Here is a 15,219-nt window from a genome sequence, read left to right on the forward strand (position 1 = left end):
GGTCCAGCGCGAGGTCAAATCGTTGCGAAAGCTGCGATTGTCCTGCGTTCAGCACTTCCAGCGTCACATCCAGCATCGCGGGCGCGATCATGAAGCCGTGGCGGTACAGGCCGTTGATTTCCAGCACGCCCTTGCGCGGCTGGCGGATGGCGGGCAGGTTGTCGGGCAGCGTGGGGCGGCACTGCGTGGCCAATTCCAGGATGCGGCCCTCTGCAAAGCCGGGGTGCACGGCGTAGGTGGCGGAGAGCAGCTCCAGTGTTGAGCGCACGCTGGCGGGCGAGAGGTCGTCCGATTCGATTTCGGTGGCGCCGATGACGAACAGATTGTCTTCCTTGGGCGCAATGTAGATGGGGTAGCGCGGGTGCACCAGCCGCGTTGGGCGCTGCAGCGTGACATCCGGCGCGTGGATGCGAACCACCTCGCCGCGCACGCCGCGCAGTGCACTCCACTGGCCCTTGGCGCCCAAGCCACGGCAGTCCAGCACCCAGTCGGGTTGGCCAGGGGCGCCGGGTGCAAAGGCCTCGGGCGACTGGGGGCTGTGCCAGTGCGTGCGCACCGACAGCCGCTGCATTTCCACCACCAGGGCGGCCAGCAGCTGCCGGTTGTCGAGCTGGCCTTCGCCGGGCAGGTACAGGCCCTGCGCAAAACGCTGCGCGAGGGTGGGCTCCGCCTGGGCCAGCGCGGCGCCGTCCAGCTTTTGCAGGGCGGGCAGCTCTGGCACCTGGTGCTGGTTGGCCTCCAGCTGGCGCGTGAGCCGCTGGGCTTCGGCCGCGTCCTGCCGGTGCCACACGATGAGCGTGCCGGCCTGCTGGAAGAACACGGGCTCGGCCAGCGCCGCCAGCAGCTGCGGCCAGCGGGTGAGGGCGTGGTGGCCCATGCGCACCACGCCGGGCTCGGTGATGGCCGATTCGGCCAGCGGCGCCAGCATGGCCGCGGCCACGGTCGCGGCCGAATGTTCGGCGGCCGGGCTGCCCGCGTCGTAGATGTCCACACGGTGACCCTGGCGGGCCAGCTCCACCGCAAGCAGGCGGCCCATGAGGCCCGCGCCCAGAATCGCAAAAGAAGAGGGTTGAAGTGGCATAGGTCCGTCGGTGTGTCCGTGTTGGCTGGCAACCATGGACAAAACGGGGGCAGCGCCGCTCTTGGAAACTCCCCACGCCAGCATGACCTGGATCGGGTAGCGGGGCCACGTTGCAGGCAGTGCCATGCAGCGCTGCGTGCGAGCCCCAGGGTATTTCTCAGTCGCACACCGAAGAACCTGGTCAGGTTCTGAACGGAGGGACACCCCTGTTTCGTCCGGAAAAAATCAATTACAGCACAACCCTTGGCCGCTCTTTTTGCGCTAACGCATAGGCCATAATTTTTGCCATGACTTCATTGACCCCACCGACCTCCGCAGCGCGCCGCTATGTGCGCGTGCTTTCCATTGCCGGTTCTGACAGCGGCGGCGGGGCGGGCATCCAGGCCGACCTCAAGACCTTCAGCGCCCTGGGCTGCTACGGCATGACGGCCATCACGGCCATCACCGCGCAGAACACCTGCGGCGTGACGGGCATCCACGGCATTCCGCCCGAGATGCTCAAGGCCCAGATCGACGCCGTGGTGCAGGACATTGGCGTGGATGCGGTCAAGATCGGCATGCTGCATTCGCCCGAGGTGGTGCGTGTGGTGGCCGATGCCATCCGCACCTACCAGCTGCCGCACGTGGTGCTCGACCCCGTGATGGTGGCCACCAGTGGCGACCGGCTCATCGCTTCAGAAACCGTGAGCGTGCTGGTGCAGGAGCTGTTTCCGCTGGCCGAGGTGATCACCCCCAACCTGGACGAGGCCGGCTGGCTGCTGGGGCGCAGCATCAAGGGCGTGGAAACGCTGGACGAAGCCGCGCAGGCACTGTGCGCTCTGGGTGCACGTGCGGCGCTGCTCAAGGGCGGCCACCTGCCTGGAGACTGGGTGGTGGACGTTCTGGCCACCCGCAGCGGTGTGCGGCAGCGGCTGGAGTCTGCACGCATTGCCACGCCCAACGGGCACGGCACCGGCTGCACCCTGTCGTCGGCCATTGCGGCACACCTGGCGCAGGGCCTGCCCTTGCAGCAGGCGGTGGAGCGCGCGCGTGCCTACATTCTGGGCGCCATCGCCGCAGGGGCTGATGTGACCACCGGCCGCGGCCACGGCCCGCTCAACCACGGCTATGCGCCTGTGGCGCAGTTGGTGCTGTAGAAATTTAAGAGTTTTTGGCCGCTAGCGCTTATCTGGTAAGCGCTAGCAGCTCACAATTCGATAGCTATTCAACGGCCCCGTGGCCGTGTGGCCCAGGCCAGCAAAAAGCTGAACGACAATGCCGGCAGCGCCGAGCCCGCACCCGGCAGCACCTTGGGAGCCAGGTGGTAGACGGCAATCCCCACCAGCCAGATCGCCACGGGCGCCGCATTCACCTTGCGCGCCGCTGCCAGCAATGCAGGTGCATCGGTGCCAAACGCCAGCCGCCCCAGGATCACCCCAAACAGCGGCACAAATACGGAGCTGAGCAGCAGCAGGAAGGGCTCCAAGCTGTGCATGGGCAAGACCAGCGCAAGGCCAGTGCATACCACCGCCATGGCGAGGCCCCACTTGCGTACGCCCCAGCGCGGCAGCAGGCTGTGGGCCGACACCGCACCCGAATAGGTGTCGCCATAGGCGTTATCCACTTCGTCGATCAGGATCAGTGACAGCGCAATCAGCCCGCCCTGGGCCAGCAGCAGCGCCTGCACCAGGTCCTTGCTGGGCAGCGTCAGCGCCACCAGCACGCCGAGCGAGTAGCACCACATGTTGGCCAGCGCATAGCCCAGCCAGGTGCCACGCAATGCCGAGCCACCGTTCTTGCCGTGGCGCGCATAGTCAGCCACCAGCGGCAGCCACGAAATGGGCATGGCGATCACCAGATCCAGCGCAGGGAACACGCCCATGCCGCCCGCGCCCTGGCGGTTCCACAGCGCGTCAAACCCCTGGACCTGCGCCAGCGACAAGAACTGCCACGACAGCCACAGCAGCGACAACACCACCAGCGGCAGCGCCACGCGCGCAATCACCTTGCGCACCAGCTGCACCATCGATCCGCTGATGAGCAGCATCACCACGCCGCCCCACAGCAGCGTGGCCAGCACCGGCCAGTGCGCACCGGCCATGCTGCCCGACTGCTGACCGATGGCCACGGTGGCATCGCGCATCACCACCAGCTCGAACGTGCCCCAGCCCACCAGCTGCACGATGTTCAGGATGATCGGCAGGCTGGCAAAGGTGCGGCCATACACGGCGTGCATCAGGCCGGCACTGGCCAGGCCGCTGTCGCAGCCCAGCTTGGCCACCCAGCCCAGCAGGCCCGCGCCCACGATGGAACCGGCCAAGATGGCGATGAGGGCTTCTTTGGTGCCCAACGCGGGCATCAGGTATGCACCCACCTGCATGACCAGCAAGCCCACGCCCAGGCTGAACCAGAGCGAGGCGTGGTCATGCCACTGGAAGACGCGGCGGTCGGGGGAGACGGGGGCCAGCGCTTCGTTGTGGGAGGGCGCGGCGGGTGATGAGGACATGGATGGCTCCGTGGCAGTACAGAGCAGGGGCGGCCCGCCAGTGCGCCCCAAAGTCATTTCATTCAGGGCTGGGCCAAAGCGGACGTGCTTCCCTGCGCGAGGATGATCTCAATCAGGTTCAAAGGGACTCTCTCAGTCGGTTCCGGCAGGCCGGTCTCGACACCCCTAGCGATGGCGCCCCCGAAGGAGCGCGGTTGCCATTGTAGAGGGTGGGTCAGCGCCCGGCGTGGGTGATGGGGATGGCGTAGTGCATCACGGAGTCAGCGGACGTTGGGTGGTATTGCGAGCCGTAGATTTCCAGATCCGGCCCCAGGCTGTGCGACTGGCTGGCCGACAGCAGCCAGCTGGAGTAGATGTAGTTCACCGTCGCATCGACGTTCTGGGCAGGACCCCTGTGGGTGAAGCGTGCATAGGTGGACGCGGGGATTTCCATGGCCTCCATGCCCGGTGGCAGTGGACCGGGGCCACTCACTTCGATGCAGGCCAGGTAGCGCAGCTCTTCCGTGTGCGGCCCCGCCGGTGCCACGACGCCATAACAGACCCCGGGCACGGTGTTCGCAATCTCGCCCAACCGGGGCAGAAACTTCGCCCACAGGGGCGGCAGTTTCTGGCCCAGGTTGTTTTTTTCGGAATCGATGCCGTAGTAGTCGGTGGGCAGCCCGACCAGCTGCATGGCGGGCTGCTGCTCTATGTCGGGTTCCAGCGAGATGTTGTGGTGAATGTGTGCGAGGTAGCTTTGATCAAACCGGATCTTGCGCACGAACAGCGAGCGGTTGCCCATCTTGCGGTACTGCGACGGTGTGAGCCGAAAGCAATCACGGAACGCTCGCGTGAAACTCTCCTGTGTCTCGTACCCCGACGCCAGCGCAATGTCGAGCACGCTCAGCCGCGTGTTGGTCAACTGCTCCAGCGCCCGAGAGAACCGGCGCGAGCGGATGTAGGTCTTGAGGGTTTCGTTGGTCAGCGCCTTGAAGATCCGCTGGAAGTGCCACTGGCTCATTCCCGCAGCCCGTGCCACCTCTGAAAGCTGGATATCGGATTCGAGATGGGCTTCGATGAAATCGATGCCCTCCTGGATTTGCCGGAGATAAAGCACGGGTGGGTCCGTCTGCTCAAGGGGTTTCAAAGAAACCGGTCATGGCAACCAGCCGGTTCTGGTCGTTGTACCGGCCGTAGCTCACGCCTTCCCCGATCACCTGCCCGTGGCCATCCACCATGTTCCATTTGGCAATACTTTGCTGGTTGTGGCTGGCGAAGTAATGGGTCACGAAATGCCCGCCGGGCACCTGGCGGTGAAAGTCGTCCATGTAGGCGGTCAGCTGGGTCCAGCCCTGGGCGGTGGCCAGCGGGTCGTTGTAGGTGCAGGCGGGGTCGAGGGACTGAGAAAACAGTGCCTCCCTGTCATTGGCCGAGTCGGTTTTCCACGACGCGGTGTAGGTGTCCCAGATGGATTGAAGGGGTTGTTGGCTCATGGTGCGCTCCGATAGGTGGTGAAGGGAGACGCCATCGTGCCGGGCGCTTGCGCGCCTTTTGGACATTTTGTGCTTATTTGTGGGCGCGTCGTTTGGGCGCGAAACGACGGTGCCCGGACTCGCCTGGACTACGTGCTGGCGGAAGGCATAGACGCCGGAGCCACACCCAGCAGCTGGTGCAGCCTTGGGCTCGTGGTGGTGTATTGCAGCGCCACCTTGTCGCCCTTGAGCACCTCGGCGGCGCCAAAGGCGGCCAGAGTGGCCTCGTGGAAACCGCAAAGGATGAGCTTGCGTTTGCCGGGGTAGGTGTTGATGTCGCCAACGGCGTAGATGCCGGGCACGCTGGTGCGGAAGGCCTCGGTGTCCACCAACAGTTGTTTGCGGTCCATGGCCAACCCCCAATCCGCAATGGGACCGAGGCGGGGCGAGATGCCGAGCACAGCCACCAGCAGGTCCAGTGCCAGGGCGCGGGTGCTGCCATCGGCGTCCACCACCTGCAAGGCGGTCAGCTGGTCGCCAGCGGTTTCGATACCGGTGATCTGCGCAGACTCGACATGGATGCGGCCCGCATCGCGCAGTTGCTGCAGGCGCTGCAGCAGAGCATCCGGGGCGTGGAACACATCGCGGCGGTGCAGCAGGCTGACGCGGGCGGCCTGGCCTTGTTCGGCCAGTTCCGCGGCGCGGGCCACCGCGGGCTCGTCGCCGCCGTGCACGACGACGTGGCGCCCGGCCACATCCGCAGTCGCGGGCAGGTGTTGGTAGTGGACCTGGGTACCCACAAAGCGCTCGATGCCGTCCACCTTGAGCGTGCGCGGCACAAAGGCGCCCACGCCTGCGGCAATGAACACGCTGCGGGCCAGCAGTTGCGCACCTTGCGAGGTTTCGACCAGCAGGCGCCCATCGGCCTGCACGGTGAGTGCGGACACCAGCGTGTTCAGGTGCCACTGGGTCTTGAACGGCGCAATCTGCTGAAGCAGCAAACCGGCCAGCTCACGCCCGGTGCACACGGGGATGCCCGGGATGTCGTAGATGGGTTTGTCGCCGTATAGCTCGACGCACTGGCCGCCTGCATGGGGCAGGGCATCGATGACATGGGCGGTGATGCCTTGCAGGCCCAGCTGGAAGACCTGGAACAGGCCCACGGGGCCCGCGCCGATGACGACGGCGTCGGTTTCTTGAATCATGCTCAAGCCACGCGCGCAGCGCCAGAAACTGGCGCTGCCAAAGACCTGTGCCACCGTGGAGCTGGCTTTGCCAGGCCACTGGTGGCGTCCCCCTTGGGGGAGGGCGCGAAGCAACTCAGGGGGGTCACTTGACTAGTTCGTTGACCTTGCCCGGCTTGCCGTTCCATTCGTCGGCGTCGGGCAGCGCCGGCTTGCGCTTGGTGATGCTCTTCCAGCCGTCGGCAAAGGCCAGGTCGGCGTTGAGCTTGATGAAAGCAATCTGGTCGGCCGGCAGATCTTCTTCGGCAAAGATGGCGTTGGCCGGGCATTCGGGGATGCAGACGGCGCAGTCGATGCATTCATCGGGGTCGATGACAAGCATGTTCGGGCCTTCGCGGAAGCAGTCCACGGGGCACACGTCCACACAATCGGTGTACTTGCACTTGATGCAGTTTTCGGAGACGACGTGGGTCATGACAGGAGTTGTGTGGGTCGGTGAAAACCCTCAATTTTAGAAGCTTTCACCGACCTTTGGTTACAGGGCCCCTCACCCCGATGGGGTGACTGGGGTTACGGGCGCTGATCTAGATCAGTTGACCAGCACGGCACCGGCCGTTTTGTGGCTCGCGGTGTCCACCAGGATCAGCGATCCGAGCACCCGGGCTTTGCCAAAGGGGGCGGCCGGAATCGCCTCTTGCAGCAGCAGGTCGACATGGCCGATGGCATTGGGGTCCAGCTGGGTGGCGGCTTCTTCGGCCAGCGTGTTGATGTTGAGCTTGTGCACCACGGCCTTGACCTTGGCCTTGACCCAGCGGTGGCCGTGCAGCGCCCAGTACACGCGGCCTGCGACCAGGGGCTCGTCGTCCATCCAGGCCACCGTGGTGCGCAGCTCGCGGCTGGCGGGCCACGCAGGCACGCTGGCGGGCGTGTCGAAGTCGTCTTCGGCGGGGGTGGCGACGGCAGGCGCCGCCAGAATCCAGTCGCCCCGCGAGACATCCACCTCGCGGTCCAGAATGATGCCGGCGCTGGTGCCTGCGGGCACGTCCTTGGGGCGACGGGCATGGTCCAGCACTTGCGCCACGGTGGCCAGCTGGCCGCTGGGGAAGATCTGTACAGCGGTACCGGGCGCAAAGCTGCCCGCAGCCACGCGGCCCCAGAACACACGGCGGCCTTGCGAGGTGTCGGAGGACGACGAGAATTTCTCGACCCACTGCACCGGGAAGGCCGGTGCCAGCGCTGAGTCTGCGGGGGTGTTGGGCAGTGCTTCCAGCACTTGCAGCAGCGTGGGGCCGTCATAACCGCACCAGCCCGCATGGGCGTCCACCACGTTCCAGCCCTTGAGGGCCGACACCGGCACCATGGCGCGCACGGTGATGCCTGCCGCTTGGGCAAAGGATTGCAACGCGCCCTGGATGTGCTGCCACGCCAGCGCGGGGTCTTCCACCGCGTCGAGCTTGTTGACGGCAAACACCAGCGAGTGCACGCGCAGCAGGTGGGCCAGCAGGCTGTGGCGGCGGGTTTGCGGCAGCAGGGCCAGGCCGGGGTTCTTCCAGTCGAGCTTGGTGGCATCGACCAGCACCACGGCGGCGTCGGCGCTGCTGGCGGCGGTGACCATGTTGCGGGTGTATTGCTCGTGGCCGGGTGCATCGCCAATGATGAACTTGCGCTCTTCGGTGGCGAAGTAGCGGTAGGCCACGTCGATGGTGATGCCCTGTTCGCGCTCGGCGCTCAGGCCGTCGGTCAGCAGGGCCAGGTCGGTCTCACCCTGGCGCTGAACGCCAGCCAGGTGGTCCTGCAGCACGGCCTTGCTGTCCACCAGCAGACGGCCGATCAGCGTGCTCTTGCCGTCGTCGACGCTGCCGCAGGTGATGAACTTGAGCGCGGAAATGTGGTCATTTTTTCCTGTAGCGCTTGTAGGGATTGCGCTGGAAGCTATCGAATTCATAGTGGTCATCAGAAGTACCCGTCTTTCTTGCGCTTTTCCATCGAGGCATCGCTGGTCTTGTCGTCCATGCGGGTGGCACCGCGCTCGCTCACGTCGGCGGCCAGGGTCTCGATGACGATCTCGGCCGGGGTGGCGGCGGTGCTCTCCACCGGTGCGGTGCAGGTGATGTCGCCCACGGTGCGAAAGCGCACGTCGCGTGTCTCGACCACGTCGCCTTCACGCGGCGGTGTCAGCTCGGTCACGGGCATCAGTAGGCCCTTGCGGTCCACCACCTGGCGCTTGTGCGTGTAGTAGATGCTGGGCAGGCCGATCTGTTCGCGGTCGATGTACTGCCAAACGTCCAGCTCGGTCCAGTTGCTGATGGGGAACACGCGGAAGTGCTCGCCGGGCTGCAGGCGGGTGTTGAACAGGGTCCACAGCTCAGGCCGCTGCGCCTTGGGCTGCCATTGGCCGAAACTGTCGCGGTGGCTGAAGATGCGCTCTTTGGCGCGTGCCTTTTCTTCATCGCGGCGGGCGCCGCCGATCAGGGCGTCAAAGCGGAATTCCTCGATCGCTTCGAGCAGCGTGACGGACTGGTGCACGTTGCGCGATTCGCCGGGGTGGGCCAGTCGCACGGTGCCGCGCGCCATGGAGTCTTCGACGCTGCGCACGATGAGCTCGGCCCCCAGTTCCTTGGCGCGGAAGTCGCGAAAATCCGTTACTTCGGGGAAGTTGTGGCCCGTGTCGATCATGAGCAATGGGTACGGAATGCCGCCGCCGCTGGCCTTGGTGCCAAAGGCCTTTTCGGCGCACTTGAGCATGACGAGCGAATCCTTGCCGCCCGAAAACAGCAAGGCAGGGCGTTCAAAGGCGGCAGCCACTTCGCGCAGGATGAAGATGGTTTCTTCTTCCAGGGCGTCGAGGTGCGAGTTGTTGAGGTGGTAGCTCATATCGTTGGTTTTCTTCTCAAGCAGCGCGGTATCGGTCCGGGTGTTCATGGTCGGTGCTGCAGTGGAGTCAGTGGGCCAGATGCAAACCGCACTCGCGGTTGTCTTCGCCCTTGGTGGGGTCCACGTAGTCAAAGTTGTTGGGCAGGCCGTGCTTGACGCAGTATTCGTGCAGATCCTTGGACGACCAGTGCAGCAGCGGCGCCACCTTGATCAGGCCGTCAGGGTTGATGCTCACCGGGTCCATCTGTGCGCGCACAGCGGTGTCGGTAGCGCGCAGTGCGGTAAACCACACCTTGGGGGCCGTTTCCCGCAGGGCGCGGGCAAAGGGCTCCAGCTTCACTTCTTCGGTAAAGGCTGCGTGGCGTGGGTCGTCCAGCGCAGGCGTGGCGCCTTCCACGGCCTCGCGGTGCGCGCGTGAGCGGCGTGGCAGGTAGATCTGCAGCTTCAGGCCCAGTTGCTTTGTCACCTCGTCGGCAAAGCGGTAGGTGGCTTCGGTGTTGTAGCCGTTGTCCATCCACACCACGGGCACATCAGGGTTGACTTGCGTGACCATGTGCAGGATCACTGCCTCGAAGGGGCGGAAGTTGGTGGTGACGATGGCGGGCTGGCCCAGCCCCAGCGCCCAGGCCACCAGGTCTGGTGCGTTGCGGCCGAGGTCGGCGTTGATGCGTGCGAGATCGATTTGGCTCATGGTGCAGGGCTTGTGGGTTGGGTTCTCAGGCGGCGGCGCGGTGGGCAAACAGCGGCTGGGGGTTGACGGCGTCGCCCTGGTAGAAGCCTGGGAACAGCTCGAATTGGCGCTGGGCATCGGCGGCATCCACACCCTCGGCCAGCACCGCGCTGCTAAAGCCCGTGCGCTGCATCTGCACCAGTTGGTCGATCAGCACATCACCCGTGGCGCGGATTTCGCCTGCAAAGCCACGGCGGCGGCGCAGCAAAAAGGCCTGGCTGAACGCGCGGCCATCGGTGAAGTTGGGGAAGTGCAGGTCCACACGTTCCACGCCTTCCAGCGACAGGGCTGTGGCGTCGGCATCGTTGGCCAGCGCCACCACGCGGGCGTCGCCTTCCGCCGGGGGCAGGTGTTCGTGGGATGCAAGAAGTGTCAGGTTCATCATCGTTCGGATTTCGGTGGCAGGGCAGCTTCAGAGGCTGAGAGTTTTTTGCCAGTGCCCGAAAGGTGCGTCAAAACGCCGCTGATCGAGGCGCAAAGCACAGCCATAGCTCGGGCTATGGCGAGCATTTGCAACGACGAGCTGCGGTGTTTTGGCGTGCAAGGCGGGCATAGGAAAAAGACTTTCAGCCTCTCAGGCCGTGGCCAGGGTTTCGTCTTTGTGGCGGGCTTGCTTGGCAGCTTCCTTGAACGGGTCCAGGCCGGTGCGGCGCACGGTGTTCTGGAAGGTCTCGCCGCTTTCGCGCAGGTCACGGTAGGTGCTGAGCACCGCCTCGATCACGTCGGGCACTTCGGCCGCAGAGAACGAGGGGCCGATCACCTTGCCTGCCACGGCAGCGCCCGACAGGTCGGAACCATCGGAGCCGCCCAGCGTGACCTGGTACCACTCCTTGCCGTCCTTATCGACACCCAGGATGCCGATGTGGCCGCTGTGGTGGTGGCCGCAGCTGTTGATGCAGCCGCTGATGTGCAAGTCGATCTCGCCGATGTCGTCCAGCTCGTCCAGGTCCTGGTAGCGCTGGGTGATGGCCTCGGCAATGGGCAGCGAGCGGGCGTTGGCCAGCGCGCAGAAGTCGCCGCCGGGGCAGGCGATCATGTCGGTGAGCAGCTGCACGTTGGCGCTGGCCAGGCCCAGGGCCTTGGCTTCTTGCCACAGCGCAAACAGGCGGCTGGCATGCACCCAGGGCAGCAACACGTTCTGGTCGTGCGTCACGCGGGCTTCGCCGGCGGAGTATTTGTCCACCAGGTCGGCCAGTGCAATCAGTTGTTCGCTGGTGGCATCACCCGGCGACTGGCCGGGGCGCTTGAATGACAGCGTGACGGCGCGCAGCTGCGGGTTTTGGTGCGGGTGCACGTTGCGCTGCAGCCAGCGGCCAAACATCACATGCTCTGCCGCCAGGGCGTTCAGCGATGCCTGCAGCGCTGCGGGTGCCACATCGGCAATGTCGGCCAGCTTTGGCGTCACAAAGCAGGCGGCCACGCGGTCAAACTCGGCCTGCGGAATGGTGTGCGGGCCACCGTCGATCTCGACGATCTGGCGGTACTCTTCTTCCACATCGTCGATGTACTGCTGGCCTTCGGCCTTGACCAAAATCTTGATGCGGGCCTTGTACTTGTTGTCGCGGCGGCCGTGCTCGTTGTACACGCGCACGATGGCCTCGATGTAATTCATGATCTGGTTCCAGGGCAGGAACTCGCGGATCACGGTGCCAATCACCGGCGTGCGGCCCATGCCACCGCCCACAAACACCTTGAAGCCGATCTCGCCCTGCTCATTTTTGAGCAGGTGCAGGCCCACGTCGTGCCAGCCGGTGGCGGCGCGGTCGTCCTTGGCACCGCTGATGGCGATCTTGAACTTGCGCGGCAAAAAAGCGAACTCGGGGTGCAGCGTGGTCCACTGGCGGATGATTTCCGCATAGGGGCGCGGGTCCACGATCTCGTCCACGGCAATGCCGGCCAGGGCATCGGTGGTGGTGTTGCGGATGCAGTTGCCGCTGGTCTGGATGCCGTGCATGTCCACAGTGGCCAGCAGGTCCATCACATCCGCACTTTTGGACAGCGGAATCCAGTTGAACTGCACATTGGTGCGGGTGGTGAAGTGGGCGCAGTGCGTGGGCAAGAACGTGGTGCCCAGCTTGCCCTGGCCTTCCATGGCGGCCTTGAAGACGGCCGCTTCGGGTTCGTCGTATTCGCGGGCGACCTGGGCCAGCACGCGCAGCTGGCGGCTGGCGATTTCACCGTAAGGCACGGCCACGCGCAGCATGGGGGCGTAGCGCTGCACATACCAGCCGTTTTGCAGGCGCAGTGGGCGGAAGTTGTCTTCGGGCAGCTTGCCGGTCTGCCAGCGCGTGAGCTGGTCACGGAATTGCTGTGCCCGCTGTTGCACAAATTGTCGGTCGAATTCTGTGTATTGGTACATCGTGGTCAGTGCAGTTCAGTGCGTGCAACTCAAATCAAGATCAGTTTGAAGCCCGCCCAGGCGAGCAACAGCGAGAGGATGGAGCGAATCAGGCGCTCAGGCGTGCGGGTCACCAGGCGCGAACCCAGCCAGATGCCCGGCAGTGAGCCAGCCAGCAATTGTGCAAGCAAAGGCCAGTCCACCGAGCCCAGCGAGGCGTGGCCGAGGCCCGCCACCAAGGTCAGGGGCACGGCATACGCAATGTCGGCACCGATGATGCGCGGCAGGGGCAGCATGGGGTAGACCAGCAGCAACACCGTGACGCCAATGGCGCCCGCGCCCACCGAGGTAAAGGTGACCAGCGTACCGATGACGGCACCCATCAGCACGGGCAGGCTCCAGTGGCGAGGGCGTGTGGGGTCGCCCGTGTGGCTCTTGCGGGCTGCGGCTTCGGCCGCCTGGCGCTGGGCAGAAAACGCCACCACCTTATAGAGCGTGGCCGCTGCCGTCAGCAGCAGGGCAAAACCCAGGGTGGTGGTCATCACACGCTGCGCGGTGCTGCTGGCCGGGCCCATCACCTTGAGCGCCCACAGCGCCAGCAACGCGGCCGGAATGCTGCCTGCGCAAAGCTGGCCCACCACTTTCCAGGGCACCAGGCGCTGGCGGGCCAGGCTGACGGTGCCGCCCATCTTGGTGAAGGCCGCGAACAGCAGGTCGGTGCCCACGGCCATGTGGGGCTTGATGCCAAAGAAGAAAATCAGGATCGGCGTCATCAGCGAGCCACCGCCCACGCCGGTCAGGCCCACAATCAGCCCGACCGCAAAGCCCGCAAAAACAAACGCCAATTCATGCATGGGTGCGAATGTAGGGGAGAGGCTTATGGAAGCAAACTATTGTTTCGCTCTGCTGATATGTCAATTTGCTTATAAGCAAGTGTGGGCGCGGTTTTTTAACGCGTTTTCAGCGTTTACAGGCGCTCGGTACCCAGCGCCCTGGCCAGCTTGGCGTCCAGCGGCAGGGGTTCGCCTTGCAGGCGGGCTGCCAGCAGCTCGCCACAGAGCAGCGCCAGCGTCAGCCCCCGCGCGCCCATGGCGGTGTTGACCCACAGGCCCGGAAGGTCCGTGGCGTCCACAGGGCCGACGATGGGCAGGCGATCCGGTGCGGTGCAGCGCACGGCGGCCCAGGTTTTCAGGGCAGGCGGCGCTGCTGGCCCCCCTTCGGGTTCTGACGCTGCGGTGGGGGGAGCGAGCGACGCTTGGTGGAACGCGGGCGCCAATTGCGGTGCTATTGCGGGCAGCAGTGCCTGCAACTTGCCCCAGTTGGTGGCATGGGCTGCCTGAACGTCGGCGGCGCTGGGCGGCAGGGCCTGCACATCCCGCTCAAACGTGGAGCCCATTACCCAAACCCAGCCCTGGCGGCCACCCGCATCGCCGCCGAGCGGAAAGCGGGGCACCAGGTTGCCGTTGCCGTTGGCCGGAAACGGCAGCAGCGGCGCCGCAGGGTCTGCATGGTCCCCCCACGACACCTGCCCCCGAACCGGCTGCAAAGGCCAGCGGTGGTTGAGCAGCTCCAGGCTGCCAGCTCCCGCCGCAATGACCACCGTGGGTGCCTCGGCCAGCACCTGGCCCTGGGCATCCAGCGCCTGCCAGACCGTGGTGGCCGGGTGGTCATCGGCGGCGGGGGGCTCGGCACGTCGTAGCTGTGCCACCTGGCAGCCGCCTTGCCAGCGTATGCCGGGCTGCGCCAGCAAGGCCGTGGCCAGGCGGGCAGGGCGCACCCAGCCTGCCTGGTGGTGCCAGCAGGCCGTGGCATCGGGTGGCAACTGTGCAGCGGCCAGGGCGGCAGAGGGCGCGGGCTCGCTCCAGGCGGCGCCTGGCCCTTGGTCCCAAGCGGGCGACAGGCCGGGCGTGCCGTCTGTGCGGTGCTCCAGCACCCCGCAATGGGCCCAGTCCATGCCCTCGCTCAGCAGCCAGCGGGCCTGCTCCAGCGTGGTGCGGATACCGCTGCGCGACAGGCGCGAGAGCACACTGTCATCCGGCGACACATGGGGCGCAAACACCCCGGCGGGCAGGGCCGATGCGCCTGCGGCGGGCTCGGGGGCCTGGTCCAGCACCACCACCTGCCAGCCGCGCCGGGCCAGGCTGGCGGCTGCGGCCGCGCCCGCAATGCCGCCGCCGATCACGATGCAGGGGCCGGGCAGGGCGGGTTGGGGCGTGGCTACAGGCTGGCGCGCGGTGCGCGGCTCCCAGTGTGGGTTGTAGGTGGCGTGCAGGTTGTCGCGCTTGGGCGGCACGCCGGGCACGCGGTTCACTTCAAAGCCACATTGCGCTAAGCCATCGCGCACAGCGCGTGCAATGGTCCAGGTGGCGAGCTGTGTACCGCGATGGCAACAGCGCGCCACGGCCTTCAGAGTGTGCAGGTCCCAGCTTTCGGGGTTGCGCTGGGGGCTGAAGCCGTCGAGGTAGATGGAATCCACCGTCAGGTTCTGCTGGCGCAGCATGGTCTGGGTGTCGCCCACATACAGGGTGAGCAGTACCCGGCCTTCATCAAAGCGCAGGCGGTGCACGCCCGGCAGCAGGCCCCACCACTGGCGGTGCAGTGCTTCTGCCAGCGGCGCCAGCTCGGGGTGGACCGACGTGGCGCGCAGCAGGTCGCCTGCACTCACGGGCCAGGCTTCGGTTGATACGAAATGCAGCAGCGTGGGACGCTGCAGGTCGGCCCGCCACGCGGCCCAGGTCACCAGGAAATTCAGGCCAAAGCCAAACCCTGTCTCCAGAATGCGCCATTGCGGCTGCCCCGCCCAGGCCTCGGGCAGGCCACAGCCGTGCAGAAACACCCGGCGGGCCTGGGTGAGGCCGCCGTTTTCGCTGTGGTAGCGGTCGCCGAAGCGGGGGCTGTAGGGGGTGCCGTCCGGCAGCCACTCGATGGGTTCAGTCATGAGAACGGCAAAAGGCCGGCGTGGCGCCGGCCTGTTGGAAAGGGAAGGCGGTTTTTACCGCGAACCGCTCCAGGGTGCGTTGCGCTGCGTCACGCGCCAAGCGGGACATATCCCGCCGCAGCGTCAGCGCCGCTGCCA

Annotated in this window: 14 protein-coding genes and 1 riboswitch; of the genes, 1 reads left to right on the forward strand and 13 read right to left on the reverse strand. The window is 65.8% G+C overall.

Annotated features, from left to right (window positions below; genetic code table 11):
- A partial coding sequence (locus tag NFX52_RS14540) for an FAD-dependent oxidoreductase (RefSeq protein ID WP_252635695.1) occupies positions 1 to 1,081 on the reverse strand: 1,081 nt, incomplete at its 3' end.
- Between the two features lie 287 nt (positions 1,082 to 1,368).
- Between NFX52_RS14540 and thiD the strand changes: the two genes are divergently transcribed.
- Complete coding sequence (gene thiD, locus NFX52_RS14545; protein ID WP_055393862.1) at positions 1,369 to 2,217, forward strand: bifunctional hydroxymethylpyrimidine kinase/phosphomethylpyrimidine kinase; 849 nt, start codon at positions 1,369 to 1,371, stop codon at positions 2,215 to 2,217.
- Positions 2,218 to 2,285: 68 nt separating this feature from the next.
- Here the strand turns inward: thiD and NFX52_RS14550 are convergent, their stop codons facing one another.
- The 12 genes from NFX52_RS14550 to mnmC all read right to left on the reverse strand — a co-directional run bounded on the left by NFX52_RS14550 (position 2,286) and on the right by mnmC (position 15,081).
- Entirely contained in the window at positions 2,286 to 3,566 is a 1,281-nt protein-coding gene (locus tag NFX52_RS14550) for a purine-cytosine permease family protein (RefSeq protein ID WP_055393864.1), read from the reverse strand.
- A gap of 72 nt (positions 3,567 to 3,638) precedes the next feature.
- Positions 3,639 to 3,743, reverse strand: a riboswitch (TPP riboswitch).
- 37 nt (positions 3,744 to 3,780) lie between these two features.
- Positions 3,781 to 4,662, reverse strand: a complete 882-nt coding sequence (locus tag NFX52_RS14555) for a helix-turn-helix domain-containing protein (protein WP_055393866.1) — start codon at positions 4,660 to 4,662, stop codon at positions 3,781 to 3,783.
- A gap of 16 nt (positions 4,663 to 4,678) precedes the next feature.
- Positions 4,679 to 5,038 carry a hypothetical protein gene (locus NFX52_RS14560; RefSeq protein ID WP_055393868.1) on the reverse strand — a complete coding sequence of 120 codons (360 nt, stop codon included), beginning with the start codon at positions 5,036 to 5,038 and terminating at the stop codon, positions 4,679 to 4,681.
- Between the two features lie 128 nt (positions 5,039 to 5,166).
- Positions 5,167 to 6,222, reverse strand: a complete 1,056-nt coding sequence (locus NFX52_RS14565; RefSeq protein ID WP_252635696.1) for an NAD(P)/FAD-dependent oxidoreductase — start codon at positions 6,220 to 6,222, stop codon at positions 5,167 to 5,169.
- Positions 6,223 to 6,346: 124 nt separating this feature from the next.
- Positions 6,347 to 6,676: a ferredoxin FdxA gene (gene fdxA / locus NFX52_RS14570; RefSeq protein WP_055393870.1), complete on the reverse strand. Its 330-nt coding sequence runs from the start codon at positions 6,674 to 6,676 to the stop codon at positions 6,347 to 6,349.
- A gap of 114 nt (positions 6,677 to 6,790) precedes the next feature.
- Complete coding sequence (locus NFX52_RS14575) at positions 6,791 to 8,155, reverse strand: sulfate adenylyltransferase subunit 1 (RefSeq protein ID WP_055393872.1); 1,365 nt, start codon at positions 8,153 to 8,155, stop codon at positions 6,791 to 6,793.
- On the reverse strand, positions 8,155 to 9,123 hold the full coding sequence (gene cysD / locus NFX52_RS14580) for a sulfate adenylyltransferase subunit CysD (RefSeq protein ID WP_055393874.1): 969 nt from the start codon (positions 9,121 to 9,123) through the stop codon (positions 8,155 to 8,157). Before cysD ends, NFX52_RS14575 begins: the two co-directional genes overlap by 1 nt.
- Positions 9,124 to 9,142: 19 nt before the next feature.
- On the reverse strand, positions 9,143 to 9,766 hold the full coding sequence (locus NFX52_RS14585) for a phosphoadenosine phosphosulfate reductase domain-containing protein (RefSeq protein WP_055393876.1): 624 nt from the start codon (positions 9,764 to 9,766) through the stop codon (positions 9,143 to 9,145).
- A 25-nt stretch (positions 9,767 to 9,791) separates the two neighbouring features.
- Positions 9,792 to 10,187: a DUF934 domain-containing protein gene (locus NFX52_RS14590; RefSeq protein WP_369801315.1), complete on the reverse strand. Its 396-nt coding sequence runs from the start codon at positions 10,185 to 10,187 to the stop codon at positions 9,792 to 9,794.
- Between the two features lie 192 nt (positions 10,188 to 10,379).
- Positions 10,380 to 12,164: a nitrite/sulfite reductase gene (locus tag NFX52_RS14595; RefSeq protein ID WP_252635697.1), complete on the reverse strand. Its 1,785-nt coding sequence runs from the start codon at positions 12,162 to 12,164 to the stop codon at positions 10,380 to 10,382.
- A gap of 29 nt (positions 12,165 to 12,193) precedes the next feature.
- Positions 12,194 to 12,997, reverse strand: coding sequence for a sulfite exporter TauE/SafE family protein (locus NFX52_RS14600; protein WP_055393880.1), 804 nt, complete (start codon positions 12,995 to 12,997; stop codon positions 12,194 to 12,196).
- Between the two features lie 113 nt (positions 12,998 to 13,110).
- Positions 13,111 to 15,081 (reverse strand): bifunctional tRNA (5-methylaminomethyl-2-thiouridine)(34)-methyltransferase MnmC2/FAD-dependent 5-carboxymethylaminomethyl-2-thiouridine(34) oxidoreductase MnmC1, encoded by a 1,971-nt coding sequence (gene mnmC, locus NFX52_RS14605; protein ID WP_055393881.1) that lies wholly within the window; start codon positions 15,079 to 15,081, stop codon positions 13,111 to 13,113.
- Positions 15,082 to 15,219 lie beyond the last annotated feature (138 nt).

The sequence above is a fragment of the Acidovorax facilis genome, from assembly GCF_023913775.1.
Taxonomy (GTDB): domain Bacteria; phylum Pseudomonadota; class Gammaproteobacteria; order Burkholderiales; family Burkholderiaceae_C; genus Acidovorax; species Acidovorax facilis.

What these genes read in the sequence shown, in the direction of transcription:
- NFX52_RS14600 (WP_055393880.1), bottom strand. Translation starts at nt 12,997, where the DNA reads ATGCATGAATTGGCGTTTGTTTTTGCGGGCTTTGCGGTCGGGCTGATT.
- NFX52_RS14560 (WP_055393868.1), bottom strand. Translation starts at nt 5,038, where the DNA reads ATGAGCCAACAACCCCTTCAATCCATCTGGGACACCTACACCGCGTCG.
- NFX52_RS14595 (WP_252635697.1), bottom strand. Translation starts at nt 12,164, where the DNA reads ATGTACCAATACACAGAATTCGACCGACAATTTGTGCAACAGCGGGCA.
- NFX52_RS14590 (WP_369801315.1), bottom strand. Translation starts at nt 10,187, where the DNA reads ATGAACCTGACACTTCTTGCATCCCACGAACACCTGCCCCCGGCGGAA.
- NFX52_RS14585 (WP_055393876.1), bottom strand. Translation starts at nt 9,766, where the DNA reads ATGAGCCAAATCGATCTCGCACGCATCAACGCCGACCTCGGCCGCAAC.
- cysD (WP_055393874.1), bottom strand. Translation starts at nt 9,123, where the DNA reads ATGAACACCCGGACCGATACCGCGCTGCTTGAGAAGAAAACCAACGAT.
- NFX52_RS14565 (WP_252635696.1), bottom strand. Translation starts at nt 6,222, where the DNA reads ATGATTCAAGAAACCGACGCCGTCGTCATCGGCGCGGGCCCCGTGGGC.
- NFX52_RS14550 (WP_055393864.1), bottom strand. Translation starts at nt 3,566, where the DNA reads ATGTCCTCATCACCCGCCGCGCCCTCCCACAACGAAGCGCTGGCCCCC.
- thiD (WP_055393862.1), top strand. Translation starts at nt 1,369, where the DNA reads ATGACTTCATTGACCCCACCGACCTCCGCAGCGCGCCGCTATGTGCGC.
- fdxA (WP_055393870.1), bottom strand. Translation starts at nt 6,676, where the DNA reads ATGACCCACGTCGTCTCCGAAAACTGCATCAAGTGCAAGTACACCGAT.
- mnmC (WP_055393881.1), bottom strand. Translation starts at nt 15,081, where the DNA reads ATGACTGAACCCATCGAGTGGCTGCCGGACGGCACCCCCTACAGCCCC.
- NFX52_RS14575 (WP_055393872.1), bottom strand. Translation starts at nt 8,155, where the DNA reads ATGACCACTATGAATTCGATAGCTTCCAGCGCAATCCCTACAAGCGCT.